General features: G+C 71.0%; 20 protein-coding genes. 2 read left to right on the top strand and 18 right to left on the bottom strand.

All coding sequences use genetic code 11. The annotated features are described in order from the left end of the window. Positions 1-42: 42 nt before the first annotated feature. The 16 genes from nuoN to FDO65_RS13750 form a co-directional block, all read right to left on the bottom strand. The gene (gene nuoN / locus FDO65_RS13825; protein WP_137450270.1) at positions 43-1,692 is read right to left on the bottom strand and encodes an NADH-quinone oxidoreductase subunit NuoN; all 1,650 of its coding nucleotides are present in this window, start codon (positions 1,690-1,692) and stop codon (positions 43-45) included. Continuing rightward, on the bottom strand, positions 1,689-3,524 hold the full coding sequence (locus tag FDO65_RS13820; RefSeq protein ID WP_205850031.1) for a complex I subunit 4 family protein: 1,836 nt from the start codon (positions 3,522-3,524) through the stop codon (positions 1,689-1,691). Before FDO65_RS13820 ends, nuoN begins: the two co-directional genes overlap by 4 nt. Then, complete coding sequence (gene nuoL, locus FDO65_RS13815; protein ID WP_240757614.1) at positions 3,521-5,449, bottom strand: NADH-quinone oxidoreductase subunit L; 1,929 nt, start codon at positions 5,447-5,449, stop codon at positions 3,521-3,523. Before nuoL ends, FDO65_RS13820 begins: the two co-directional genes overlap by 4 nt. Positions 5,450-5,518: 69 nt before the next feature. After that, positions 5,519-5,818, bottom strand: a complete 300-nt coding sequence (gene nuoK, locus FDO65_RS13810) for an NADH-quinone oxidoreductase subunit NuoK (protein ID WP_137450268.1) — start codon at positions 5,816-5,818, stop codon at positions 5,519-5,521. Further along, positions 5,815-6,762, bottom strand: a complete 948-nt coding sequence (locus FDO65_RS13805; RefSeq protein WP_137450267.1) for an NADH-quinone oxidoreductase subunit J — start codon at positions 6,760-6,762, stop codon at positions 5,815-5,817. Before FDO65_RS13805 ends, nuoK begins: the two co-directional genes overlap by 4 nt. Further along, a complete protein-coding gene (nuoI, locus tag FDO65_RS13800; RefSeq protein ID WP_137450266.1) occupies positions 6,759-7,310 on the bottom strand; it encodes an NADH-quinone oxidoreductase subunit NuoI in 552 nt (183 codons plus the stop codon). Before nuoI ends, FDO65_RS13805 begins: the two co-directional genes overlap by 4 nt. Next, positions 7,297-8,775, bottom strand: coding sequence for an NADH-quinone oxidoreductase subunit NuoH (gene nuoH / locus FDO65_RS13795; RefSeq protein WP_137450265.1), 1,479 nt, complete (start codon positions 8,773-8,775; stop codon positions 7,297-7,299). The genes nuoI and nuoH overlap by 14 nt, the downstream gene beginning before the upstream one ends. Continuing rightward, positions 8,772-11,384 (bottom strand): NADH-quinone oxidoreductase subunit G, encoded by a 2,613-nt coding sequence (locus FDO65_RS13790; RefSeq protein ID WP_137450264.1) that lies wholly within the window; start codon positions 11,382-11,384, stop codon positions 8,772-8,774. The genes nuoH and FDO65_RS13790 overlap by 4 nt, the downstream gene beginning before the upstream one ends. Next, positions 11,384-12,691, bottom strand: a complete 1,308-nt coding sequence (nuoF, locus tag FDO65_RS13785; RefSeq protein WP_137450263.1) for an NADH-quinone oxidoreductase subunit NuoF — start codon at positions 12,689-12,691, stop codon at positions 11,384-11,386. The genes FDO65_RS13790 and nuoF overlap by 1 nt, the downstream gene beginning before the upstream one ends. An 8-nt stretch (positions 12,692-12,699) precedes the next feature. Further along, the gene (nuoE, locus tag FDO65_RS13780; RefSeq protein ID WP_137450262.1) at positions 12,700-13,449 is read right to left on the bottom strand and encodes an NADH-quinone oxidoreductase subunit NuoE; all 750 of its coding nucleotides are present in this window, start codon (positions 13,447-13,449) and stop codon (positions 12,700-12,702) included. Then, positions 13,449-14,810, bottom strand: a complete 1,362-nt coding sequence (locus tag FDO65_RS13775) for an NADH-quinone oxidoreductase subunit D (protein ID WP_137450662.1) — start codon at positions 14,808-14,810, stop codon at positions 13,449-13,451. Before FDO65_RS13775 ends, nuoE begins: the two co-directional genes overlap by 1 nt. 47 nt (positions 14,811-14,857) lie before the next feature. Then, on the bottom strand, positions 14,858-15,694 hold the full coding sequence (locus FDO65_RS13770; protein ID WP_137450661.1) for an NADH-quinone oxidoreductase subunit C: 837 nt from the start codon (positions 15,692-15,694) through the stop codon (positions 14,858-14,860). Positions 15,695-15,747: 53 nt separating this feature from the next. Next, positions 15,748-16,362 (bottom strand): NuoB/complex I 20 kDa subunit family protein, encoded by a 615-nt coding sequence (locus FDO65_RS13765; protein WP_137450261.1) that lies wholly within the window; start codon positions 16,360-16,362, stop codon positions 15,748-15,750. 64 nt (positions 16,363-16,426) lie between these two features. Further along, complete coding sequence (locus FDO65_RS13760) at positions 16,427-16,792, bottom strand: NADH-quinone oxidoreductase subunit A (RefSeq protein WP_166442220.1); 366 nt, start codon at positions 16,790-16,792, stop codon at positions 16,427-16,429. Between the two features lie 83 nt (positions 16,793-16,875). Continuing rightward, a complete protein-coding gene (locus FDO65_RS13755; protein ID WP_137450259.1) occupies positions 16,876-18,192 on the bottom strand; it encodes a geranylgeranyl reductase family protein in 1,317 nt (438 codons plus the stop codon). Positions 18,193-18,320: 128 nt separating this feature from the next. Beyond that, positions 18,321-19,013: a demethylmenaquinone methyltransferase gene (locus tag FDO65_RS13750; protein ID WP_137450258.1), complete on the bottom strand. Its 693-nt coding sequence runs from the start codon at positions 19,011-19,013 to the stop codon at positions 18,321-18,323. 157 nt (positions 19,014-19,170) lie between these two features. On the opposite strand from FDO65_RS13750, the gene FDO65_RS13745 reads away from it, so the two are divergent. Together FDO65_RS13745 and FDO65_RS13740 are read left to right on the top strand one after the other, a co-directional pair. Continuing rightward, complete coding sequence (locus tag FDO65_RS13745) at positions 19,171-19,680, top strand: DUF3592 domain-containing protein (RefSeq protein WP_137450257.1); 510 nt, start codon at positions 19,171-19,173, stop codon at positions 19,678-19,680. A 97-nt stretch (positions 19,681-19,777) separates the two neighbouring features. After that, positions 19,778-21,103 (top strand): isochorismate synthase, encoded by a 1,326-nt coding sequence (locus FDO65_RS13740; RefSeq protein ID WP_205850030.1) that lies wholly within the window; start codon positions 19,778-19,780, stop codon positions 21,101-21,103. On the opposite strand, the gene FDO65_RS13735 is transcribed toward FDO65_RS13740, so the two are convergent. Continuing rightward, the gene (locus tag FDO65_RS13735) at positions 21,100-21,861 is read right to left on the bottom strand and encodes a DUF3626 domain-containing protein (RefSeq protein ID WP_205850029.1); all 762 of its coding nucleotides are present in this window, start codon (positions 21,859-21,861) and stop codon (positions 21,100-21,102) included. The two genes, FDO65_RS13740 and FDO65_RS13735, sit on opposite strands and share 4 nt — an antisense overlap. Positions 21,862-22,050: 189 nt before the next feature. After that, positions 22,051-23,427 carry an HNH endonuclease signature motif containing protein gene (locus tag FDO65_RS13730; RefSeq protein WP_137450255.1) on the bottom strand — a complete coding sequence of 459 codons (1,377 nt, stop codon included), beginning with the start codon at positions 23,425-23,427 and terminating at the stop codon, positions 22,051-22,053. Positions 23,428-23,539 lie beyond the last annotated feature (112 nt).

Here is a 23,539-nt window from a genome sequence, read left to right as displayed (position 1 = left end):
GAAGCAATCGGGCGTCATCGCACATCGTCGGATACGCGACACTCAGGACAACAGCGGCAGGGGCACGGACAGCAGGTCCAGCACCGGACCGGGATAGACGCCGAGGATCAGGGTCATCGCGACGGCGACCGCGATGACCAGGACCGTCAGCGGCCCGGCGGCGACGACGTAGGGCGAGCTGTCGTCGACCGGTTCGGCCTCGATCGACGCCCCGGCCCCGCCCACCATGGCCGGGGCGTTCTCCGGGCGCAGCGCGGTCACCGGGTCGGAGAAGTACATGACCACGACGATGCGCAGGTAGAAGAACGCGGTGATCGCGGTGGCCACCATCGCGAGCACCACCAGCCAGCCCAATCCGGCCTGCGCGGCCGCGGTGAAGACGCTGAGTTTGCCGATGAACCCGGCGGTCAACGGGATGCCGGCGAACGAGAGCAGGAACAAGCTCATGGCGGCGGCCAGCACCGGCGCGCGGCGGGCCAGGCCGGCCCAGTCCGACAGCTGGGACGCCTCCCCCTCCCCGCGGCGGACGAGAGTCAGCACCGCGAACGCGCCGATGGTGGCCATGCCGTAGGTGAGCAGGTAGAACATCGTCCCCGAGGCGCCGGCGGCGGACACCGTCATGACGCCCATGATGATGAAGCCCGCGTGGGCCACCGACGAGTAGGCGAGCATGCGCTTCATGTCCGTCTGGGTGATGCCGAGGACGGCACCGATGACCATCGAGGCCGCGGCGATCACGGCGACCACCGGCTGCCACGTCCAGACCATCGGTTCCAACGCGACCGTCAGAACCCGCAGCAGGGCGGCGAAGGCGGCCACCTTGGTGCAAGCGGCCATGAACGCGGTGACCGGCGTCGGGGCGCCCTGGTAGACGTCCGGCGTCCACAGGTGGAACGGCCCGACGGACGCCTTGAACAGCAGACCGACCAGCGTCAGGCAGGTGCCGGCCAGCAGCAGCCCGTCGCTGCCCCCGCCGGCGCGGGCCTGCGCGGCGATGGCGGCGAACTGCGTGGACCCGGCGTACCCGTAGAGCATGGCCAGCCCGTACAGGAAGATCGCCGAGGTGAACGCGCCCAGCAGGAAGTACTTGACCGCGGACTCCTGCGAGATGAGCCGCCGCCGCCGGGCCAACCCGCAGAGCAGGTAGAGCGGCAGCGACAGCACCTCCAGGGCCACGAATAGGGTGACCAGGTCGGTGGCGGCTGGGAACACCATCATCCCGCCGACCGCGAAGAGCGCGAGCGGGAAGACCTCGGTCTGCATGGGGGCGGCGACCCGGGTCGCGACCCGGGAGCGGGTGGACCCGACCTGGGCGGCGGCCTGGGCGGCGAACGCGCCACCGGGCTCGGAGACCCGGTCGGCCATCAGCAGCAACGACGGCACGGCCAGCACCAGCAGGACGCCCCACATGACGTACGTCGCGGTGTCGACGGCGATGGCCGACCCGATGGTGACGGCGTAGACGTCGGCGACGGCCCCGCGGACCACGAGGGCCCCGGCGGCCACCAGCACGGCCAGCGACAGGCCGACCTGGACGGCGTACCGCGCCCGCCGGGGGGCGAAGGCCTCGACGGCGATCCCCAGGCACGCCCCGGCCAGGACGACGAGCACCGGGAGCAGCGCGCCGATGTCGACGGACGGAGCGGTGATCGGATCGACCGCGGCGGCCGCGGCGAGCAGGGCCTGGCTCATCGGGTGCCTTCCTCGGCGGTACCGGACGGGGTGCCGAACGGCGGTTGCGGGTCGATGTGCCCGGAATCGACGACCGTCCGCTCCGCGGTGGGGTTGATGACGTCGAGCACCGGCTGCGGATACACCCCGAGGAACACGATCAGCGCGATCAACGGGGTGACCACGGCGATCTCGCGGGGGGTCAGGTCGCCGCCGATGCGCTGGCGGATCTGCGCGAGGCGGGCCGGGCCCAGCCGCCCGGACACCTGGCCGGAGCCGTGGTCGGCGTCCGCCTCGGGGTCCGGTGACTCGACCGGGTCCGGGTCGGTGAGGCCGACGGGCCGCTCGGCCAGCGCCGTGCCGCCGGCGCCGCGCTCGTCGGCCGGGGTGAGGGCACCGATCGGGCCGGGCCGGCCGGACGATCGGGGCAGGCCGAACCCGCCGTCCGGCCGCGCCCCCAGCAGCGCGGCCCCGCGGACCGGACCGGTCATCGTCCGCTGGAACACCCACAACATGTAGACGGCGGCCAGCACGATGCCGATGGTCGCGACCACCGCCCAGGCCGGTTGGACGGTGAAGGTGCCGAGCAGCACCATGAACTCGGAGACGAACGAGTTCGTCCCGGGGATGGCGATGGTGGCCAGGGCGGCCACGAGGAACGCACCGCCGAGCAGCGGGGTGACCTTCCAGACGCCGCCGTAGTCGGCGATCTGCCGGCTGCCGCCGCGGGCGACCAGCATGCCGACGGTGATGAATAGCAGACCGGTGGCGACGCCGTGGTTGACCATGTAGAGCGCGGCCCCGGCGATCGACTGGGTGGTGAAGGCGAAGACCCCGAGGGCGATGAAGCCGAAGTGGGCGATCGAGGTGAAGGTGACGAACCGCTTCATGTCGCTCTGGCCGGCGGCCACGATGGCGCCGTAGACGATGCCCAGCACGGCCAGCAGGATGATGACCCAGGCCAGCTTGGCGCTGGCCGCCGGCAGCAGGGGCAGGCAGATCCGCAGGAATCCGAAGGTGCCGACCTTGTCCAGGACACCGACGAGCAGGGTGCCAGCGCCCACCGGGGCCTCGGCGCCGGCATCCGGGAGCCAGGTGTGCAGCGGGACCAGCGGGGCCTTGATCGCGAAGGCGATGGCGAATCCCGCGAAGATCCACATCTGGGTGGACTCGGGGATCTGTCCGGCGATCGAGCGCAGGGTGACCCAGTCGAAGGTGCCGCCGGTGGGCAGCACCTTGGCCGACGCCACGTACAGGCCGATGACCGAGGCCAGCATCAGCAGGCCACCCAACAGCGAGTAGAGGAAGAACTTGGTGGCCGCGTAGGCCCGGCGGACCCCGCCGAACGCCCCGATGAGGAAGTACATCGGGATGAGCATGACCTCGAACATGACGTAGAAGACGAACACGTTGGTGCTGGCGAACACGCCGACCATCGCTCCCTGCAGGACAAGCAGCAGGGCGAAGTAGCCGCCGATGGTCCGGCCGGCCGGCAGCTTCTCCTCCCAGGAGGCGCCCAGCACGATCGGCATGAGGACGGCGATCAGCGCGATCATCGTCAACGAGATGCCGTCCACGCCGAGCGAGAAGCTGATCCCGAAGAACGGGATCCAGTCGAACAAGAACGTCTGTCCGAACGGCGGACTCGCCCCCGCTCCGCCGACGGACGCGGCCGCGCTGGACATCTCGGACCGGTAGGCGATCCACAGCCAGATCGCCGCGGCCAGCTCGGCGAACGAGAAGGCCAGGGCGACCAGCTTGATCGAGCGGACCGGGGCGCCGGACATGCCGGCCAGGGCGATCGCCCCCAGCACCGGCAGGGCGATCAACAGCGGCAGCAGGAGCGAGTTCACGAGTACCTCACCAGCAGCAGCAGGAGCAGGACGCCGAGGGTCCCGGCGAACATGGACAGGGCGTAGGACCGGACGTAACCGTTCTGCCAGTGCCGCCATCTCCCGGACAGCCCGCCGAGCGCGGCGGCCAGCCCGTTGACGGCACCGTCGACGCCCTTGGCGTCGGCGTAGACCGACGTGCGGGACAGCCAGATCCCGGGTCGGGCGAAGAGCGTCTCGTTGATGGCGTTGCCGCCGACGTCGGCCCGGGCCAGGGCGACGACCGGGCTGACGTGCTCGGGGGCGGTGACCGGGACCGGCCGTCGACCGACGAGCATCCAGGCCAGCGCGACACCAGCGGCGACGACGAGCAGGGTGACGAGGGTGAGCACGATCGGGGCGACCGGCGGCTCGGGTTCGGTGTACTCGCCGACCGCGGGGGCCAGTAAGTCCATCAGCCGGGCGCCGATGGCCAGGAACGCACCGGCGCCGACCGATCCGATGGCCAGCACGATCATCGGGATGGTCATCACCGGCGGGGATTCGTGCGGGTGATACTCGCCCCCGTCCCGGGTGCGCAGCTGCTTCCAGCGCGGCTCGCCCAGGAACGTCATGATCATCATCCGGGTCATGTAGAACGCGGTGATCCCGGCGCCCAGCAGCGCGGCCCCACCCAGCAGCAGCCCCTCCGTCCCGCCATCCCCGAACGCGGCCTCGATGATGAGGTCCTTGGAGAAGAAGCCGGAGAACAGCGGGAAGCCGATGATGGCCAGGTAGCCGGCGACGAACACGCCGAAGGTGATCGGCAACTTGCGCATCAGCCCGCCGAAGCGGCGCATGTCGACCTCGTCGTCCATGGCGTGCATGACCGAGCCGGCACCCAGGAACATGCCGGCCTTGAAGAAGCCGTGGGTGAGCAGGTGCAGGATGCCCAGCGCGTAGAACCCGGGCCCGAGGCCGACGGCCAGGAACATGTAGCCGATCTGCGAGACCGTCGAGTAGGCCAGGACTTTCTTGATGTCGTCCTTGGCGCACCCGGCGATGCAGCCGACCAGGATGGTGACCGCGCCGACGATGGCGACGACCAGCCGACCGTCCGGGGTGAGGTCGTAGATCGGCGCACAGCGGGCGATGAGGTAGACGCCCGCGGTGACCATGGTGGCCGCATGGATGAGCGCCGACACCGGGGTCGGACCCTCCATGGCGTCGGGCAGCCAGGCCTGCAGCGGCACCTGACCGGACTTGCCGCACGCGCCGAGCAGGAGCAGCAACGCGATGACGGTGACGGTGCCCGGCGACTCGGCCGCGACCCCGCCGATGCGGTCGAAGACGCCGGCGTAGCTGACCGTGCCCATCTCGCGGAACATCAGGAAGATGGCCAGGGCCAGGCCGACGTCGCCGACCCGGTTCATGATGAACGCCTTCTTGGCCGCCGTGGCTGCGGCCGGGCGATCCGACCAGAAGCCGATCAGCAGGTACGACGCGAGGCCCACGCCCTCCCACCCGGCGTACAGGGTGACGAACGAGTTGCCCAGGACCAGCAGCAGCATGGCCGCCACGAACAGGTTGAGGTAGGCGAAGAACTTCCGCCGCTCGGCGTCGTGCGCCATGTAGCCGATCGAGTAGATGTGGATCAGCGACCCGACCCCGGTGATCAGCAGCACGAACGTCGCCGACAGCGGGTCCAGACCGAGGCCGATGTCGACGGTGAACGAACCGGAGGACATCCAGGTGAACAGGTCCGCGGTCACGCTGCGCTCGTCCACCGGCAGCGACGTCAACCCGGTGAACGCGATGATCCCGCAGACGAACGCGGCGATCACCGTCGCGCAGCCGATCAGATGGCCGACCCGGTCCAGTCGCCGCCCGCCGACCAGCAGCACGACCGCGCCGGCCAGCGGGAGCAGCAACAGCAGGACCGTCGAGGTCGTCACAGCACCCGACATCCGGTCACTTCCTCATCGTCGAGAAACACAGGTGAGAAGCCATGGGCGAACAGAGGTGTGGCGGGTGGATCAGAACTTCAGCAGGTTGGCGTCGTCGACGTTGGCCGACCGGCGGCTGCGGAAGATGGACATGATGATGGCGAGCCCGACGACCACCTCGGCGGCGGCCACCACCATCACGAAGAACGCGAACACGACGCCGTCGAGGTTGCCCCACATCGAGGAGAACGTCACCAGCGACAGGTTCACCGCGTTGAGCATCAGTTCGACGCACATGAACACGACGATCGCGTTGCGGCGGACCAGGAACCCGACGGCGCCGATGCCGAACAGCAGCGCCGACAGCACCAGGTAGTGGTTGGGCGTCATCGGCGGGCCTGCTCGTTCGAGCCGGGACCGGCCAACCCGGCGAGCCCACCGAAACCGCCGACGTCGTCCGGGCTGTCGGACGGCGGCGGCTCGGCGGCAGGACCGGCGGTGAGCTCCGGACGGGCCAGCGCCTGCGGGTGGTCGACCGCCTGCACTCCGGCGACGGTGCGACCGGCCGCCCAGGCCGCGGCGACCCGCTCGCTCTCGGCCGAGTCGACCAGCCGCGACACCGAACCGGGGGCGATGCTGCCGTCCGGGAGCAGGGCGGGGGTGGCGTTGGACGAGGAGGTGGCGAACACCCCGGGCCCGGGCAACGGCGACATCCGCCCGGACCGCATGCGTTCGGCGACCCGCTGGCGCTGGTTCTTCTTCTCCCCCGGTCGGTGCTCGAGGTGGGTGAGCACCATCGCCCCGGTGGCCGCGGTGATGAGCAGTGCGCTGGTCAGTTCGAACGGGAAGAGGTAGTCGGTGAACAGGGTCTCGGCGATGGCCCCGACGGCGCCGCGCTCGGCCAGTGCCCCCTGCAGGCCGACGGCCCCGGCCAGTTGCAGCGACCGCAGCAGCCCGGCGGTCAGCAGGACGACGAAACCCACCCCCAGGACCGCGGAGATGATCTTGTGCCCGCGCAGCGGTTCGAAGACCGAGTCACCGGAGTCGCGCCCGGTGAGCATCAGCACGAAGAGGAACAGCATCATGATCGCGCCGGTGTAGACGATGATCTGCACGAAGCCGAGGAACTCGGCGTCCTGGACGATGTACAGGCACCCCAGGCACAGCATCGTCAGCACCAGCCACAACGCCGAGTGCACCGCGCTTTTCGCGAACACCATCCCGAGCCCGCCGGCCACGGCCAGCGGGGCCAGCACCCAGAACGCGATGAGCGCCGCGCCCGAATCGGCAGCGGCCACGGTGCTGTCCGCGGCGGCCAGCAGGGCGGCGCTCACGCGGCGCCCTCCTGACCGGAGTTTTGCTCGGCCCGCGGGGTCTGGGCCAGGAAGTCGGGTCCGTTGGCGTAGTAGTCCTTGCTGTCGCCGAGATACAGGTCGTGCGGCGGCAGTTCCATCCCGGGCAGCAGCGGGGCCAGCAGCATGTCCTTGGTGTAGATCAGCCGCTGCCGTTCGTCGTCGGCCAGCTCGTACTCGTTGGTCATGGTCAGCGACCGCGTCGGGCAGGCCTCGATGCACAGGCCGCAGCCGATGCAGCGCAGGTAGTTGATCTGGTAGTTCTTCGCGTACCGCTCCCCTGGGGAGTAGCGCTCGTCCTCGGTGTTGTCGGCGCCTTCCACGAAGATCGCGTCGGCCGGGCAGGCCCACGCGCACAGCTCGCAGCCGATGCACTTCTCCAGCCCGTCCGGGTGCCGGTTGAGCTGGTGTCGCCCGTGGTAGCGGGCGGCCGGCTGTTCGGGCTTGCGCGGATAGTCCTCGGTGACGACGGGCTTGAGCATCGTCGAGAACGTGACGCCGAAGCCCTTGACCGGATCAAGGAATGACATGGGTGCCTCCCTCGGAGGTGCGGTGGTCGGCGGGCGCCGGGGGCGCACCGGGGGTCCCGCCCGGGGCGCTGGTCGCGTACTCGGCCGGCGCCGGGCGGCGGACCGGGGTCGGCGGGACGACGAGGTCGAGCGGCGGGATCGGGTAGCGGCCACCGGATTCGGCGACCACCGAGCGCCCGCCGGCGGGCGCGATCGCCCCGGGGCCGGGGGGCTGATCGTCGACGAGGTCGTCGGGGTCGAGGTACTCGTCGTCCAGTTCGTCGTCGTCGAGATCGTCCGGGGCCTCGCGTCGGGACCCGGCCGCCCGGCTGGGCCAGATCGCGGCGGCCAGCAGCACCAGCGCGAGCGGGATGCCGACCCACAGCAGCACCTGCACCGCCGAGAACCCCTCGGCGTTGCGCAGGACCCGCACCGATCCGACGAGCAGGATCCACACCAGCGAGACGGGGATCAGCACTTTCCAGCCGATGGCCATGAACTGGTCGTAGCGGATGCGGGGCAGGGTGCCGCGGAGCCAGACGAAGAAGAACATGAACGCCAGCACCTTGACGAAGAACCAGAGCATCGTCCAGTAGCCCTCGTTCACGCCCGGGATGAGCGAGATCGGCCACGGGGCCCGCCAGCCGCCCAGGAACAGGGTGGTGGCCAGCGCGGAGACGTTGATCAGGTTGATGTACTCGGCCAGGAAGAACAGGCCGAAGCGCATCGAGGAGTACTCGGTGTTGAAGCCGCCGACCAGCTCACCCTCGGCCTCGGCGAGATCGAAGGGGGCGCGGTTGGTCTCGCCGACCATCGACACCACGTACATGACGAACGAGACCGGCAGCAGCCAGACGTACCAGCCCGGCTCCTGCTGGTTGACGATGGCCGACGTCGAGAGCGACCCCGCGTAGAGGAACACGGCGACGAACGACAGGCCCATCGCGACCTCGTACGAGATCATCTGCGCGGCCGACCGGAGCCCGCCGAGCAGCGGGTAGGTCGAGCCGGACGCCCAGCCGCCGAGCACGATGCCGTAGATGCCGATCGAGGCGAACGCCAGGGCCACCAGCACGCCGACCGGGAGGTCGACCAGCTGCAGCGCGGTCTGTTCGCCGAACATCGAGACCTCGCCGCCGACCGGGATGATCGAGAACGTGAGGAACGCCGGCACCGCGATCATCACGGGTGCGGCGATGTAGACGAACTTGTCGGCGTTGGCCGGGATGATGCCCTCTTTGAAGTGCAGCTTGAGCGCGTCGGCCATCGACTGCAGCAGACCGAACGGCCCGTTCCAGTTGGGGCCGGGGCGGTGCTGCATGCGACCGACCACGCGACGTTCGAACCAGATGGCGAACAGCGTGAGCAGCAGCAGCATCACGAAGACCATGATCGACTTGACCAGCATCAGCCACCACGGGTCGTCGGCCAGCAGCGGCTGGACGGACCCGTCAGGGCCGAGGGCGGCGGCCAGTTGATGCGTCATGACATCCCTTCGGACACCGGTGCGGGGCGGACGGACAGCAGCACGTCACCGGGTCGGCCGGGCTCGACGCCGAGCCGTTCGGTGGTGGCCAGTCCGTCGATGCGGGCCGGCAGCCAGACCACGCCGTCGACCATCGGGGCGACCGCGGCCGGCAGGGTGACCGACCCGGCCGGGCCGGACACGGTCACCGTCGCCCCGTGGACCACGCCGAGGGCGGCGGCGTCGGCGGGGCTGAGCCGGGCCAGCGGCCGCTTGGCCGTGCCGGCCAGGTGCGGTTCACCGTCCAGGCCGCGGCCGCCGTCGAGGCTCGTCCGCCAGGACGCCAGCCGGAACCCACCGCCATAGGGAGACACTGCCGACGCATCCGACGAGGCGGACCCGGTGATGGCCGGACGCTCGCCGGTCCAGCGCCCCAGCCGGCCCAGTTCACCGGCCGCGGCGGCCGGGGTCTGGGTGAACAGGTCGACATCCATCTCCACCCCCAGGGTGTCGAGGACCCGGCCGTCGTCCAGACCGCCGACCTGGGGCAGGGCGGCGGCGAACGGGCGGACCCGAGCCTCCCAGTCGAGGTAGGCGCCGGCCTTCTCGGCCGGCGCGGCGACCGGGAGGACGACGTCGGCCAGGGCGGTGACCGCGCTGGCCCGCATCTCCAGGCTGACCACGAAACCAGCGGCGGCCACGGCGGTCCGGGCCGCGGCCGGGTCGGGCAGGTCGTCCAGCTCGACGCCACCGATCAGCAGACCGGCCAGACCTGCTTCGGCCGGCGGTGTCTCGGCCGGGTCATCGGTCTCGTCCACCGGGGCGGCGACGGCGGCCAGGATGGCGGTGGCGTCCCGGCCCGGGGCGGCGGGAAGCGTGACGCCCCAGGCGGCCTCGACCTCGGCCCGGGCGGCCGGATCGGCGACCGGACGGCCACCGGGCAGCAGCGGGCCCAGCGCCCCCGCCTCCAGGGCTCCGCGCTCGCCGGCCCGGCGGGGCACCCAGGCCAGCCGGGCGCCGGTGGTGTCGACCAGGGCGCCGACCGCGGTGAGCAGGCCGGGTACCTCGGCGGCGCGTTCGCCGACCAGCACGACGGCGCCCGGGGTGCGGAGCAGGGTGGCGACCCGGTTCCGGGCGGCGGCGTCCGGCACCCCGGCCTCCGCACTGTCCTCGACCGTGAGCCCGGACAGCACCGAAGGCTCGGAGCCGGGCGCGGCGGCCAGCAGGGTGCCGTCCAGCTTCTGCAGTCCGCGGCTGGCCAGCGCGGCGACCGACGCGACCGGCAGACCCTTGCGGGCCGCCTTGCGCAGTCGCAGGAACAGGATCGGTGACTCCTCCTCCGGCTCGAGCCCGACGAGCAGCACCGCGGTCGCCTTCTCCAGACCGGCGTAGGTGACGGCGGAACCGCCGTCGGTGTCCGGGGGCTCGCCGTAGAGCAGACCGCGGCCGGCGATCCGCTGGGCCAGGAACGCGGCCTCCTCGGCGCCGCTCGGGCGGGCCCGGAAGTCGATGTCGTTGGTGCGCAGCGCGACCCGGGCGAATTTGGCGTACGCGTACGCGTCGGTGACGGTCAGCCGGCCACCGGTCAGCACGCCGACCCCGCCGGTGTCCCGGGCCCGGGCCAGGCCCTGCGCGGCGGCGCGGATGGCGTCGGTCCAGGACGCCGGCTGCAGTACGCCGTCGGCGTCACGGACGAGTGGCCGGGTGATCCGGTCCGGCTCGGTGACGTACGTGAAGCCGAACCGGCCCTTGTCGCAGTTCCAGTCCTCGTTGACCGCGTCGTCGGTGCGGGCCAGCCGGCGGGTGACGCCGCCGGCCCGGTGGTCGGTCCGCAGCGCGCAACCGCTGGAGCAGTGCTCGCAGACGGTGTCGGTGGAGACCAGGTCGAACGGTCGGGCCCGGAACCGGTACGCGGCCGAGGTGAGGGCCCCGACCGGGCAGATCTGGATGGTGTTGCCCGAGAAGTAGCTCTGGAACGGCTCGGCCGAGTTGATGCCGATCTGCTGCATCGAGCCGCGTTCGAGCAGGTCGATGAACTTGTCGCCGGCGATCTGCTCGGAGAACCGGGTGCAGCGCTGGCAGAGCACGCACCGTTCACGGTCGAGCAGGATCTGCGTGGAGACGGCGATCGGCTTGGTGAACACCCGTTTCGGCTCGCGCAGCCGGCTGTGGGCCGACCCGTTGGCCATCGTCTGGTTCTGCAGCGGGCACTCGCCGCCCTTGTCGCAGACCGGGCAGTCCAGCGGATGGTTGAGCAGCAGGAACTCGAGGTTGGACCGCTGCGCCTTCTCGGCCACCGGGGAGCTCAGCTGGGTCTTGACCACCATGCCGTCGGCCACGGTCTGCGTGCACGAGGCCTGCGGCTTGGGCATCGGCCGGCCGCCCATCTCCACCTCGACCAGGCACTGCCGGCAGGCCCCGACCGGGGCCAGCAGCGGGTGGTCGCAGAACCGCGGGATCGCGATGCCCAGCCGCTCGGCGGCCCGGATCACCAGTTCTCCCTTGGGCGCGGTGGTGACGATCCCGTCGATCGTCAGCTTGACATGGCCCGGGGGAACCTGGATCTCGTTCGGATCCGGGCCGCCGGCGCCGGCCGGGGCCGCACTGGGCGGGGGTGCGACGGTCGTCATCAGTGCGCCTCCGCCATGCTGCGCTCCGGGACCACCGGGGGCCGGCGGCCGGTGACCAGGTCCTCGAACTCGGACCGGAAGTACTTGAACGAGGACAGGATCGGGGTGGCCGCGGCGTCGCCCAGGGCGCAGAACGAACGCCCGGCGATGTTGGACGCGGCGTCGGTGAGGGTGTCCAGGTCCTCCAAGGTGCCCGCCCCGGTAACAACCCGACGCAGGATCTGCACCAGCCAGCCGGTGCCCTCCCGGCACGGCGTGCACTTGCCGCACGACTCGTGCTTGTAGAACTCCAGCCATTTCCAGACCGCCCACGGCACCGAGACGGTCTCGTTGAAGCACATCAACGCGGTGGTACCGAGCATGGAGCCCGCCGCGGCCACGTCGTCGAACGACAGCGGCACGTCGAGGTGCTCGGTGGTGAAGATCGGCGTCGACGAGCCGCCGGGGGTGAAGAACTTCAGCGGGATGCCGTCCCGCATGCCGCCGGCCGACTCCAGCAACTGGCGCAGGGTCGTGCCCATCGGCGCCTCGTACTGGCCGGGGCGGGTGACATGGCCGGACAGCGAGTAGATCTTCGGGCCGGGCGACTTCTCGGTGCCCATCGACCGGTACCAGTCCGACCCACCCAGCACGATCGCCGGGACGGACGCGATGGTCTCGACGTTGTTGACCACGGTGGGGCTCGCGTACAGCCCGGCGACGGCCGGGAACGGCGGCTTGAGTCGGGGTTGACCGCGCCGACCCTCCAGGGAGTCGAGCAGCGCGGTCTCCTCGCCGCAGATGTAGGCCCCGGCGCCGCCGTGCACCACGATCTCCAGGTCGTAACCGGAGCCCAGGATGTTCCTGCCCAGGAAGCCGGCCGCCTTGGCCTGATCGACCGCGTGCTGCACCCGGCGGATCGCGTGCAACGCCTCACCGCGGATGTAGATGGCGCAGAACGGTGCCCGGATCGCGTACGAGGTGATGATGCAACCCTCGATGAGCGCATGCGGGTCGGCCATCATGAACGGGATGTCCTTGCAGGTCCCCGGCTCGCCCTCGTCGGCGTTGACCACCAGGTAGGACGGTTTGGGGCTGTCGGCCGGCAGGAACGACCACTTCAGGCCGGTCGGGAAGCCGGCGCCGCCGCGGCCCCGCAGGCCGGACGCCTTGACCAGTTCGACGACCCGGCCGGGTACGACCGACAACGCCGCCGGCAGCGCCTGGTAGCCGTCGAGCTGCCGGTAGGTGTCGATGTCCCAGGACCGGGGCGACGCCCACCGCCGGGTGAGCACCGGTGTGAGACGGGCCTGTTCGGGTGCGGTCATGACGCTCCCTACTTCTTCTCGGGCAACGGAGGGAACTCGACGTGGTCGGGCATCGCGGGCGCCCGCTGGCCGGTCTGCTCGGCGAGCGAGGCCCCCCGCAGGGTCTGCGGCGATGCGGTGGGCACGTCGATCTGCTCAGCCAGGTCCGGGCGAATGCCGGCGATCTCCAGCTCGGCGGCGCGGAAGTCCCGCAGCGGGGCACCCCGGGTCGGCGGCGGCCGTTCGCCGCGCTGCAGCGCCATGGTGAGATCCAGCGCGCTGTCCGGGGTCTGGTGGTCGTAGAACTCGTAGTCGACCTGCAGCACCGGCGCGTGGTCGCAGGCGGCCAGGCACTCGGCGTGCTCCAGGGTGATGCTGCCCGGGCTGTTCGGGTCGCCGCTGGTCTGCTCGTGCCCGACCCCCAGGTGCCGGCTGAGCGCCGAGTAGATCGCGTCGCCGCCGAGCACCGCGCACAGCGCGTTGGTACAGACGCTGACCAGGTGCTCGCCGCACGGCGTGCGCTTGTACATCGTGTAGAACGTGGCCACCGCCGACACCTCGGCGTCGGTGAGACCCAGCTTGGCGGAACAGAACTCGATCCCCGGCTGGGAGACAAAGCCCTCCACCGACTGCACCAGGTGCAGCAGTGGCAGCAGTGCCGACCGACCCACCGGGTACCGGGCGATCAGCTCGTCGGCCCGGGCGTGGGTCTGCGCGTCGAACACCACGTCGGACGGCAGGAAGACGGGAACCCCGACCCGTCGCGAATGCTCTGCCATTACCGGTCCACCCCTCCCATGACCGGGTCGATCGAGGCGACGGCGGCCACCACGTCAGCGATCAGTGCGCCCTCCGACATCGCCGGCATCGACTGCAGGTTGACGAAGCCGGGGTCGCGCAGGTGGACCCGGAACGGCCGGGTGCCGCCGTCCGACACGACGTGACACCCCAGCTCACCGCGCGGGTTCTCGATCGCCGCGTAGGCCTGGCCCGGCGGCACCTCGAAACCCTCGGTGACCAGCTTGAAGTGGTGGATCAACGACTCCATCGACTGGCCCATGATCTCGCGGATGTAGTTGAGCGAGTTACCCATGCCGTCGCCGCCGACCGAGAGTTGCGCCGGCCAGCCGATCTTCGCATCGGCCACCATCACCGGGCCCGGCTCGGCCAGCCGGGCCAGCGCCTGCTCCATGATCTTGAGCGACTCGTGCATCTCGGCCAGCCGCAGCAGGAACCGCGCGTAGCAGTCGGCCTCGGTGAGCGTGGGCACCTCGAAGTCGTAGGTCTCGTACCCGCAGTACGGCATGGTCTTGCGCAGATCCCAGGGCAGGCCGGCCGACCGCAGCACCGGCCCGGTGATGCCGAGTTGCATGCACGCCTCGAGCGGCAGGTACCCGACGCCCTCGGTGCGGGCCTTCCACAACGGCTGGCCGGTGAGCAGCTTGTCGTACTCCGGCAGCCGCGTCCGCATGATGTCGATGAACTGACGGATGCGCTCGGAGTACCCGTCCGGCAGGTCCTGGGCGACGCCCCCGGGCCGGATGAACGCCATGTTCATCCGCAGGCCGGTGAGGAACTCCATCAGGTGCAGCCCCTCCTCCCGTTCCCGGAAGCCGGCCGTCATACCGGTGAGGGCCCCCAGTTCCATCCCGCCGGTGGCCAGCGCGACCAGATGCGAGGTGATCCGGGTGAGCTCCATCAGCAGCACCCGGATGACCTCGGCCCGCGGCGGGACCTCGATGCCGAGCAGCTTCTCGATCGCCATGCAGTAGGCGGCTTCATTGAACGCGGGCGACAGGTAGTCGGCCCGGGTCACGAAGGTGACGCCCTGGGTCCAGGTGCGGAACTCACAGGACTTCTCGATCCCGGTGTGCAGGTAGCCGATCACCGACCGGGCCTGGGTGACCGTCTCGCCCTCGAGTTCGAGGATGAGCCGCAGCACGCCGTGGGTCGACGGGTGCTGCGGGCCCATGTTGATGATGAGCCGCTCGTCGTCCTCGAAGTTGTTGTCGGCCAGCAGGTCGTCCCAGTCACCACCGGTGATGGTGAACATCCGACCCTGGGTGGTGCGGGTGCTGGTGGCCTCGCGGGGACCGCGGCCGGGCCGCTGATCGCGGCGGTCGAAGTCCTCGGCGAACATCGTCGCGCCCTGGCTGAAACGCTGGCCGGGCTTGCCCTGGGATGTGCTCACGAGTAGCTCCTCCGCTGGTCGGGCGGGGGGATCTCGGCGCCCTTGTACTCCACCGGGATCCCGCCGAGCGGGTAGTCCTTGCGTTGCGGGTGGCCGGGCCAGTCGTCCGGCATGAGGATGCGCGTCAGCGCCGGATGGCCGGAGAAGACGACGCCGAACATGTCCCAGCACTCCCGCTCGTGCCAGTCCGCCGTCGGGTAGACGGCGACCGCGCTCGGCACGTACGGGTCGTCGACGTCGACGGCGACCTCCAGCCGGATGCGCCGGCGGTAGGTCATCGACGTCAGCTCGTAGACGACGTGCAGCCGCTGCGGAACATCGACCCCGTAGTCGACCCCGGAGATGGAGGAGGCCAGCTCGAACCGCAGCGCCGCGTCGTCGCGCAGGGCCCACAGCAGGGCGGTGAGGTGCTCGCGGGCGACGTAGTAGGTGATCTCCCGGGCGGCCACGGTGATCTGACGGATGGCCGCCTCCGGGATGGAGCGTTCGGCCATCGCCGCGTAGAGGGCGTCGGTCACCTCGTCGAACGCCCCGTACTGACGCTCGTCCTGCGCAAGGTGCGAGGTGGTGGGACCGCCGAACGGCCGCTCCGCCACCGGCGGCAGGTACGGCTCGCGGACCAGCAGGCCGTAGCCGGAGGTGTCACCGGAGCCCTTCGCGCCGAACATGCCGGCCCGGGGCAGGCCGACCGGCGCGACCGGCGGACCGCTCGACTCGTGCAGGGCCCGGCCGGCCAGCGCGGTCGACTCGCCGCCCTGGGCGGCGGCGTCGTCGGTGGTGCCGGACGGCCGCTCGGCCGGGGAGTCGACCGAGGACCGTTGGGCCGCCGGCATTCCCGGGACGCCGCCGACCCCGGACGCCGGGGTCTGCGGGGTGTTCGGCCCGGTCACGCAACACCGCCGCGGGAGGCGCCGGCCCGGATGACATCGATGTTCTGCTGCGGGGTGCCGATGGGTGCGGGCAGCTTGCCGTACCGGACGGACGAGGCGGTGAGCTCGGTGCGCTTGCCGGCGAACTCGGCGGCGCGGGAGGCGTTCAGCGGGTCGTCCATGATCTTGGCGTGCAGCTTGAGGATCGCGTCGATCAGCATCTCCGGCCGCGGCGGGCAGCCCGGCAGGTACATGTCGACCGGGACGATGTGGTCGACCCCCTGGACCACCGCGTAGTTGTTGAACATGCCGCCGGACGAGGCGCAGACGCCCATCGACAGCACCCACTTGGGCTCGGCCATCTGGTCGTAGATCTGCCGCAGCACGGGCGCCATCTTCTGGGTCACCCGGCCGGCCACGATCATCAGGTCGGCCTGCCGCGGGGAGGCCCGGAAGACCTCCATGCCGAACCGGCCGAGGTCGTAGCGGGGCGCGCCGGTGGTCATCATCTCGATCGCGCAGCAGGCCAGCCCGAAAGTGGCTGGGAAGAGCGAGGCCTTGCGGGTCCAGTTGACGAGTTTTTCGACGCTCGTCAGCAGAATGCCGTTCGGCAGCTTTTCTTCGAGACCCACGTTGCTCTCCTTTCCGTCATGCCCGGCCGGTCGCGGCGGTGACCGGCCGTACTGCTGGGAAGCGTCAATCCCAGTCCAGACCGCCCCGACGCCACACGTAGGCGTAGACGATGGACACCGTTCCGATGAACAGGATGATCTCGACCAGGCCGAGAACGCCGAGGGGAACGGCACTCTGGGCCCAGGGGTAGAGGAAGACGACCTCGATGTCGAAGACGATGAACAGCATCGCGGTCAGATAGAACTTGATCGGGAAACGGCCGGCGGTGCCGGCGGGGAGCGGGGTCGGCTCGATCCCGCACTCGTAGGCGTCGAGCTTGGCGCGGTTGAAGCGGCGCGGGCCGAGGAGGTCACTGACGACGGTGACCATCGTGACGGCGAAGCCACCGACCACGATCAGCATGATCACGATCGGCAGGTAGGAACTCAGCATCGCTACTGCCTCCCACTCGGTCCCGTCCTCGTCGACGGGTCGTGCCGGATGACCTCCGGGTGCGACGGTGCACCCGGCGGCTACACGCTCGGAGCCACCTTCTGCAGGCCCCGCACCACGCGGTCCGCCCAGTCGCCGTCCCGGTTGTCGTACAGACCGGCCAGCAGCTTGAGGACCAGATACATCAACTTCTGCCGGGGCAGGCCCAGGCGGGTGGCGGTCTTCATGATCGCCGGCTGCCCGATCAGGGTGGAGAACACCCCGCCGAGCCGATAGTAGGAACCGAGGTTGTCCTTCATGGCGGCGGCGTACCCGTGCAGGGCGGCCTCCCGGCTGTCCCCGGTGGGCCGGCCGAGCGCCTGGATGGTCGCCTCGGCGGCGAACGCCGCGGTCTCCATGGCGTAGCCGATGCCCTCGCCGTTGAACGGGTTGACCGCTCCCCCGGCGTCACCGACGAGCAGCAGACCATCGGCGTAGTGCGGGGTGCGGTTGAAGCCCATCGGCAGACCGGCGCCGCCGATGGCGCCGATCGCGTTCTCCTCGCGCAGGCCCCATTCCTCCGGGGTGCCGTCCAGCCAGGTGCGCAGCAGCGCGCGATAGTCGGTGCGGCCGAACGCCTTCGACGAATTCAGCATGCCCAGGCCGACGTTGACGGTGCCGTCGCCCAACCCGAAGATCCAGCCGTACCCGGGCAGCAGCTTGGCCTTCTCGGGGTTGCTGCGGTCCCACAGCTCCAGGTGCGACTCGAGGTAGTCGTCGTGGGTGCGCTGCGGGCTGCGGTAGTACCGGCGGACGGCCACCCCGAGCGGCCGATCGTCCCGCTTGTTGATGCCCATGCCGAGCGCGACCCGGGCCGAGACCCCGTCGCAGGAGAGCACCAGCGGAGCGGAGAAGGTCTGCGGCCCGTCGGCGGTCTTGGCGGTCACGCCGGTGATGCGACCGGTGCGCTCGTCCCGGACCGGGGCCGTCACCGACGTGCCCATCCGGAGCCGGGCGCCGGCCTTCACCGCGGTGGTCGCCAGCAGTTCGTCGAAGTCACGGCGCGGCCGGACGAGGCCGAAGTCGGGGTAGTCGGCCAGCGTCGGCCAGTCGAGTTCGATGCTGCGACCGCCGCCGACGACCCGCAGGCCGCGGTTACGGATCCAGTCCGGGCCGCTGACGTCCAGGCCGAGGGCGAGGACCTGCTTCACGCCGCGCGGGGTCAGCCCGTCACCGCAGACCTTGTCCCGCGGGAACGTGGACTTCTCCAGCACCAGCACGTCCACCCCGGCACGAGCCAGGTAGGTGGCGGCCGTCGAACCGGCCGGGCCGGCCCCCACGACCAGCACGTCGGCCGTCCGCCCCTGGTCGGACGCAGCCGACTCCAGGACGCTGCCGGTGGTGCTGGGGACGCTCATGGACAGACCGAACCTCTCGGTGGTGGCGGCGTACGGGAACTGCGGCGGCGGAGCTTGTGAAACTTTTCACGAAGTGCGGCAGGGCAAGTCTAAGCCGCGCCGGTGAACTGCGACATACGACCCGGTGATCAGTCCGCCCGGCGCGTCGCGCGGTGCAGCGCGACCACCCCGAAGGTCATGTTCCGCCAGCGCACGTCGCTCCACCCCGCCCGGGTGATGGTGCGGGCCAGGGCCGGCTGGTCCGGCCACTGCTCGATGGTCTCCTGCAGGTAGGTGTAGGCGTCCGGGTTGGACGACACCCGTCCGGCCAGGGCAGGCAGCACGGTGCGCAGGTACCAGTAGTAGCCGGCCCGGATCGGCGCCGGCCGGGGCCGGGAGAACTCGCAGACGACGAGCCGGCCGCCGGGCCGGGTGACCCGCGCGAACTCGGCCAGCGCGACCGCCGGATCGGCCACGTTGCGCAGGCCGAACGAGATCGTGACGGCGTCGAAGCTGGCGTCGGCGAACGGCAGGCTCATCGCGTCCCCGGCGACCCTCGGCGGCACCGGCTCCTTGGCGGCCTGCAGCATGCCGAGGGAGAAGTCCGACGCGACCGCCCAGGCCCCGGTCTGGGCGATCGCCCGCGTCGACACCGCGGTGCCGGCGGCGACGTCCAGGACCTGGTCACCCGGTTGCAGCTCCAGCGCCCGCACCATCTGCCGGCGCCAGGCGCGGTCCCGGCCACCGGCGAGCACGGTGTTGGTCCGGTCGTACTTCGGTCCGACCGCGTCGAACATGGCTGCGACCTGCCGCGGTTGCTTCTCGAGCGTCGCCCGGCTCATCTCATCCCACTCTCAGGTCCCTGCGCCGCGTCCGGACGGCGACCGCGCGCGGCGGCGTCCGACGGCCTCTTCTGGCACGCACCCTACCGATGACCCCGGGCGGATCAGGGCAAACCGGCCCGCGGCCCGGCCGGGCACCGCCACCTACACTCCGGGCATGGCCGCCCGGGATCCGCTCCGAGTCGACCAGCGGGGATCGTCCCTCTGGCGCTGGGTCGCCGTCGTCGTGGCCGTGCTGACCGCCGCGGTCACCGTGATGTGCGTGGCGCTGTTCATCGGGATGCGGGCGAACGACGCGGCGATCGACCGGAACCCGGGGACCGCCACGGCGACCGTCCTGTACGTGTCACCGCTGCGGACGGGGATCGAGTTCATCGACGCCTCCGGGGCCACGATCCGACCGGCCAACGGGGTGCTCTACCCGGGGCTCCTCACCCCCGGCGAACGTTTCCAGGTCGACTACTCGACGGCGGATCCGCAGACGGTGCGGGTGGCCGGCCGGACCGCCTCGCTGGGCACCCTGGGCATCGTGTTCGTCCTGCTCGGCACCTACCTGGTGACCGTCCCGGCCATCTGGTGGTGTCGCCGGCGGGCCGGTCGGCCGCTGTTCGTCGGGGGAAGGTCCCCGGCCGACGTCGGACTCCCCCGGTCGCCCACCCGCCCCTGATCAGCACGTTCGGATGCGGCCGCGGCGCATCTCACAGCCCCTTTCGCGCGCAGCACAAGGACCCGGATGGACCTGTCCGACCGACTATGTTGGCCTCGTGACTGCCGCGCCCGCCGCCCGGGCGACGACCACCGTCGTCTCCCGACCGGTGGCCGCCGCGGGCCCGCTCCTGGACTCCCTGCCGAGTCCGCGCGGTGCGCTGTCCTTCGTCCGCCGCGGGTCCGGCCCCGGTGCGACCGAGGGTGCCGCGGCCGGCCCGTCCGATCGCGAGGAGGGTCTGGTCGGCTGGGGTGAGTACGCCCGTCTGGTGGTGACCGGCCCTGATGCGGCGGAGCAAATCGGCCGCTGGTTCGACGAGCTGGCCGCGGGTCTGGCGGTCGACGACCAGGTCGGTGTCCGCGGCAGCGGTCTGGTCGCGTTCGTCTCCCTCGGGTTCGACGACGGCGACCCGTCGGTGGCCGTGGTGCCGCAGGTGGTGCGGGGGCGGTTCGCCGGGCGCGACTTCGTCACCGCCATCGACGGGTCCGCGTACGACGCCCTGGCCCGGACCGCGTCCCCCCTGAGCGGGTTCGGCCCGGCCCGACCGGTCCGCTCGCCCGGCGCGGTGACCTATCAGGAGCCGGACGCCGCGATCGCCGGGTACACCGCCGCGGTGCAGGAGGCCGGTCGGCGTATCCGTCGCGGCGACCTCGACAAGGTGGTCATCGCTCAGGAGCTGCGGGCGACCACGGGGCGGCCGGTGGACGAACGCTTCCTGCTGCATCACCTGGCGCGGCGGTACCCGGACTGCTGGACGTTCGCGGTCGACGGGCTGGTCGGCGCCACCCCCGAGTTGTTGTTGCGTCGACAGGGCGGCACGGTGACCTCCCGCGTGCTGGCCGGGACGACGTGGCACGGCCGGGCCGAGGTGACGGGCGGGTCGCTGGGGACGGCCAAGAACGTCGCCGAACACGGGTACGCGGTGCGGTCGGTCGCGCAGGTGCTGTCGGCGGTCTGCGACGAGTTGACCATCCCCGACCCCGAGCCGCTGGTGCTGGCCAATCTGACGCACCTGTCGACGACACTGGTCGGGACGTTGCGGGCCGGAGCCGCCGGCAAGGACGCCCCGTCGGCCCTGACCCTGGCCGCCGCCCTGCACCCGACGGCCGCGGTCGGCGGCGCCCCGACCGAGGTGGCCCGGGCGGTCATCCGCGAACTGGAACCGGCCGGCCGGGGCCGTTACGCCGCGCCGGTGGGGTGGATCACCGCCGACGGCGACGGCGAACTGGGCATCGCCCTGCGCTGCGCCCACGTCGACGGTCAGGACGTCCGGCTGCAGGCGGGCTGCGGGATCGTCGCCGAGTCCGATCCCGGGACCGAGGCCCGGGAGGCCGCGGTCAAGATGATCCCGATGCGGGACGCGTTGGAGAACCGCCTGCACTAGGCGATCGGCGGGCCGTCGATGCGCCCGTACCGGGCCAGGCAGTGCCACAGGAGCTTCAGCATCTGGGGGTCGACCGTGCCGGACCTCCGGGCCCGCGCCAGATCCGGCGGGGTCACCGGCCCATCTACCCCGAGACGTCCCGCTGCCTCGGCGATTTCCGGTCCTCGATATTCGACCTGCTCGGTGAGGGTCTCGACATCGAGGGCGTAGCCGCCGTGGTGTTCGACGAGGATGCCCCGGGTCACGGCGCTGGTGACACCGATGGTGTCGCGGTAGGCGGGGTCGATGACCAGTGCTTCGACGTCACCGGGAACGGTGACACCGCCGTGGACGTGGGCTTCGATGTAGCGGTCGAGCGGATCGCGCATCGGAGCATGCCGAAGCAGGGGCGCCAGTCCCATCCGCTCGGCGACACCGAAAGCTACTGGCTGTAAAGCACTGTCGGGGTAGGCAAAGGTGGTCCGGTCGACGACCGATCGGCGCAACCGCATGTAGCAGGACCCGAATCGAGGGGACGGCCCGTAATGATCGTCGTCCACGGCCAACGCGCCGTAGACCGGTCTGTCGACCGGCGGGGCGTCGTCGTAGGCACCGTCGAAAAGCTCTGATTCCCAGCGCCAACGGTCGCCGCCGGGATGGGCGGTCAGTCCGCCGTTGCTGCTACCGGTGACGAACTGGGACAGATAGCGATGGGAGTCGAGAATTGATTCCAGGGCGGTGCGACCGTCCGCGGATCGGTGGTCCGGATGAAAGTGCACGCAGATCCGCATGTCTCGAGACACCGGCGAACCCGGTTGGGAACGCGCACGCACGACAGCCATTGCCGCGGACGTCCTGGTCTGGTGATCCATCGGTCCGACACTGCCATGCGCATTACTCCTGATGCACGGTCTCATTCCAGGGCATCGAGTCCGACTGTCGGTCATCAAAAAGGCTGACACCGCGGCTCAGAACGGGGGCGAGTCTCCGTCGTACCCCGTCCTGGCGAGATGCGCTCTGTGGGTGCGGGTTTCGGGTGGCTCCCAGTGTCGGGTGTGCGCTCGGGTGTAGGTGCGGCCGAGGGGGGTGGTCCAGTGGTGGTCGCCGTCGGGGGCGCGGCGCAGTTGGTAGCCGCCGGTGTCTTTGGCGCGGTGGTGGCGGCGGCATAGGACGGCCAGGTTGTCGGCGGAGGTGTCACCGCCGGTGGTGTGGCCGGGGTGGAAGGGTTCGCGGTGGTCGATGTCGCAGCGGTGGGCGGGTTGCCGGCAGCCCGGCATCACGCAGGTGGCATCTCTGGTGAGGACGAAGTCGGTGAGCGCTGTGGGTGGGGTGTAGGTGGTGCGGCCGTAGTCGAGCAGGGCTCCGGTGGTGGGGTCGCAGACCAGGCGCCGCCAGGTGGCGTCGGCGGCGATGACCCGGGCCTGGGCGGGGGTGATGGGTCCGTGCCCGATGAGTTCGGCGACCTGTCCGCGGGCGGCGTCGGGGTCGAGTAGAGCGGTGGCGGGGAGGGTGACCAGCAGGTGGGGTCGGCGCCGCTGGGTGGTCGGTAGGGGCTGGTCGGTGGGCAGGAGGCCGCGGTCGAGGATGTCGGTGCACACGTCGACCAGGGCATCGACCCGCCGTTCCCCGATCGACCGGTCATCGCCATCGGTGCGGGCGGCGTCGGCGGCGGCGGTCAGGCAATCCCAGATCACCGCGACATCCTGCGCGGTGCCGTACAACGACAGACAGGCCATCCCATCCAGGTCACTACGCCGGGACACAAAGCGACGGCGGCGGGCCTGCTCGTGGCGGCGCTGCGCCCCGTCGGGATCCCGGCGAATCACCGACCGGGCCACCGCGTTCCGCAAACCCGGCACCGTCGACGACCCAGCGGCCGGGAGGACATCCGCCTCCACCTGGGCGGTCACCTCGCCGGTCAGGTCAGCGGTGCCCCGGCAGATCACCGACGCCTTCCCCGGCGAGATCCGGCCCTGCTCCAGAGCGTGCAGAGTGGCCGGGCAGCGGGCGGTCAACTCCGCCGCCTCCAGCAGATACCGGCCCGCCGTCGATTCAGCCACCCCGAGCGCCAGAGCCAGTTCGGTGGCCAGGAACTCCTCCACCCCGCCCGGGTCCTCCCCGGCCGCGGCGGACAACTCGACCAGGTCATGAACCTGCTGCGCCGACTCATAGGCCACCCATCGCTGCCGGGCGATCACCGCATCCAGCAGCACGTTGGCCCACTCCCGCGCCGAACACCCCACCGGACGCTCCGGACGCAACCCCAACAACGGGGACAGCTCGGACGCCGGGGCCGCCGTCACGGCGGAACGCCACTGCGCCAGCGGCGAGTCTGCTACAAACATGCCTCATCATAGCCGTATGAACGAACACATGTCTAATACGAACACACGTTCTGCTAGGGTCATCGCGAGGGCGGTTCGCGCCCGAGGAACCTGCAGTCACCACCGCCCCCGG

It is taken from the genome of Nakamurella flava (assembly GCF_005298075.1).
Lineage (GTDB): Bacteria > Actinomycetota > Actinomycetes > Mycobacteriales > Nakamurellaceae > Nakamurella > Nakamurella flava.
The sequence above is the reverse complement of the archived record's forward strand: the minus strand, read 5'-3'. Positions and strand labels throughout refer to the sequence as shown.